This is a genomic window from Agromyces humi, from assembly GCF_009720255.1.
Classification (GTDB): Bacteria; Actinomycetota; Actinomycetes; order Actinomycetales; family Microbacteriaceae; genus Agromyces; species Agromyces humi.
Genome location: NZ_WJSP02000441.1, coordinates 1 through 2,797 on the forward strand (window position 1 = coordinate 1; position 2,797 = coordinate 2,797).

At 72.1% G+C, this 2,797-nt stretch carries 2 protein-coding genes and 1 pseudogene; all 3 read left to right on the forward strand.

The window, feature by feature from the left end; genetic code table 11:
* Positions 1-167 precede the first annotated feature (167 nt).
* Positions 168-746 (forward strand): helix-turn-helix domain-containing protein, encoded by a 579-nt coding sequence (locus tag GH736_RS20575; protein ID WP_159606640.1) that lies wholly within the window; start codon positions 168-170, stop codon positions 744-746.
* Between the two features lie 200 nt (positions 747-946).
* Positions 947-1,954 (forward strand): agmatinase, encoded by a 1,008-nt coding sequence (speB, locus tag GH736_RS20580; RefSeq protein ID WP_159606642.1) that lies wholly within the window; start codon positions 947-949, stop codon positions 1,952-1,954.
* 4 nt (positions 1,955-1,958) lie between these two features.
* Positions 1,959-2,672 (forward strand): annotated as a pseudogene (locus GH736_RS20585) (thiamine pyrophosphate-binding protein); the annotation flags it as partial.
* Between the last annotated feature and the right edge of the window lie 125 nt (positions 2,673-2,797).

Genomic DNA, 2,797 nt, shown 5'->3' on the forward strand with positions numbered 1-2,797 from the left:
CTTCCACGCGATCGCGCGCGGCATCCTGACGGGCACGGCGACGCGCGACTGACGCGGCCCGCCGCCCACCGGGCGCCGACCGCGCGGCGCGTGCACACCCCGCGCGCACCCCGCGCACCCCGCGCGTCCCGGGCAGCCCGAGACCCATCGGGTAGCGTGTGTGCATCATGCGCCCGATGCCGTTGGAGCCGAACAGTCGCCGTGTCGCCATCGGCTCCCGCCTGCGCGCCGCCCGCCAGGCCCAGCAGCTCACGATCGACGAGGTCGCGCGCATCACCGGCCTGACCAAGGGGTTCCTCTCCCGGGTCGAACGCGACATGACGTCGCCGAGCGTCTCGTCGCTGATCACCCTCTGCGACGTGCTCTCCATCTCGGTCGGATCCCTCTTCGAGGCGCCCGACGTGCAGTTCGTGCCCGCCGGCACGGGCCCGCGGATCAACCTCGGCGGTGTCGACACCGAGGAGCGCCTGCTCTCGCCGCGCTCCGAATCGCGCGTGCAGGTGATCCGGTCGGTGATCGAGCCGGGCGGGCACGGCGGCAAGGAGCTCTACGCGGTCGCCGCCGACGTCGACGTGCTGCACGTGCTGCAGGGCTCGGTCGTCGTGCGCTTTTCCGACCAGGACTGGGAGCTCGGCCGCGGCGACAGCATCACCTTCAACGGTCACGAGCCGCACAGCTGGCAGGTCGCCGGCGACGGCGGCGCCGAGGTGATCTGGGTGCTCGTCCCGGCGCTCTGGAGCTCCTGACCACGAGCCCCTCCGGCTCGAGCGCACCCGCGCCTGACCGTGACGGATGTCGCGTGCGCGCGGCATCCGTCTCGATCCGGTCTTGACGCACGCCCGCATCGGGGCTACTTTGTCTGCAGTCGTAGTTGCCCATGTAGCAACAAAAGATTCACAAGAAGCAACAAGCCAAGCAACAAGCCAAGCAACAAGGAGGTTGCGAGATGACGCAGCCGATCGGTCCCATCGACAGCTCCAAGACCCCGCGCTACGCGGGCCCCGCCGGGTTCGCGCGGCTGCCCCGCCTCGACCAGGTCGAGCACGCCGACATCGTCGTCGCCGGCGTGCCGTTCGACAGCGGCGTCTCCTACCGGCCCGGCGCGCGCTTCGGCCCGACGCACATCCGCGAGGCCTCGCGCCTGCTGCGTCCCTACAACCCGGCGCTCGACGTGTCGCCGTTCGAGGTCGCCCAGGTCGCCGACGCGGGCGACATCGTCGCGAACCCGTTCAACATCGGCGAGGCGATCGACGCCATCCAGGCCGCCGCCCTCGACCTCACCGCGAACGGCACCCGCCTGGTCACCCTCGGCGGCGACCACACCATCGCACTGCCGCTGCTCCGCGCCGCGGCCGACCGGCACGGGCCCGTCGCGCTGCTGCACTTCGACGCGCACCTCGACACCTGGGACACCTACTTCGGCGCCGAGTACACGCACGGCACGCCGTTCCGCCGGGCGTTCGAGGAGGGCATCATCGACACCGAGGCACTCAGCCACGTCGGCACCCGCGGCCCCCTCTACGGCAAGAAGGACCTCGAGGACGACCGCCGCTTCGGCTTCGGCATCGTCACGAGCGCCGACGTCTACCGCCAGGGCGTCGACGAGGTCGTGGCCAAGCTGCGGGATCGCATCGGCGACCGCCCGCTCTACATCTCGATCGATGTCGACGTCATGGACCCCGCGCACGCGCCCGGCACCGGAACGCCCGAGGCCGGCGGCATCACCAGCCGCGAGCTCCTCGAGATCCTCCGCGGATTCCGCGGGCTCAACCTCATCGGCGCCGACGTCGTCGAGGTCGCCCCGGCCTACGACCACGCCGAGATCACCGGCGTCGCCGCATCCCACCTCGCGTACGACCTGGTCTCGCTGCTCGCGATCCGGCACGAGGCGACGGATGCCGCGGGCGGCGTGCCCTCGGCCGAGCAGCTCGTGCGCGAGGCATCCGTTGTCTGAGGCGATGACCGACGCCGCGAGGGTGGCGACGGAGGCGACCGACCCGGCTGCCACCGGCACCGCCACCGCGACCACCGAGGCGCACGTCCGCAACGGCGGCGACGTCGTCGTCGAGTCGCTGGCCGCGCTCGGCGTCACCCACGTCTTCGGCATCCCCGGCCAGCACGCGCTCGGCTTGTTCGACGCGATCCGGCGCAGCGACCTCGAGTTCGTGAGCTCGCGCGTGGAGAACAACTCGGCGTTCGGGGCGGACGGCTACGCCCGCGCCACCGGCGAGGTCGGCGTGCTGTTCCTCTCCACGGGGCCGGGCGCGCTCACCGCGCTCGGCGCGCTGCAGGAGGCGTACGCCACCGGAGTGCCGATCCTCGTCATCACGAGCCAGATCCCGCGCCGCGGGCTCGGCGGCGCCCGCAAGGGCCTGCTGCACCAGCTCGACGACCAGCAGCAGAGCGCCCGCAACGTCACCAAGTCGACCGTGCTCGTGCGCGAGGCGGCGCAGATCCCGTCGGCCCTCGCTGACGCGTGGTCGCTCGCCCAGGCGGCTCCGGCCGGTCCCACCTGGGTCGAGATCCCCGAGGACGTGCTGCTCGAGCCCACTCACGTGCCGCCCGTGAAGTCGGCGATCACGTCGATCCCCGAGCGGATGGCGCGCCCCGAGCTCGTCGACGAGGCGGCCGCGCTGCTCGCCGCCGCCGAGCACCCCGTGATCCTCGCGGGACGGAAGCGATCGGGTCTCAGAAGCTCGTGACGAGGTCGCCCAGCACGTCGCCGACCTTCGTCGGGTCGGTGGCGTCGTAGTAGTGGGCGCCGGTCGCGCTCGAGATCGACTGCAGCGTCGCGACA

Excerpts from the sequence above, each read along its gene's own strand:
- GH736_RS20575 (WP_159606640.1), top strand. The coding sequence starts at position 168 with ATGCGCCCGATGCCGTTGGAGCCGAACAGTCGCCGTGTCGCCATCGGC.
- speB (WP_159606642.1), top strand. The coding sequence starts at position 947 with ATGACGCAGCCGATCGGTCCCATCGACAGCTCCAAGACCCCGCGCTAC.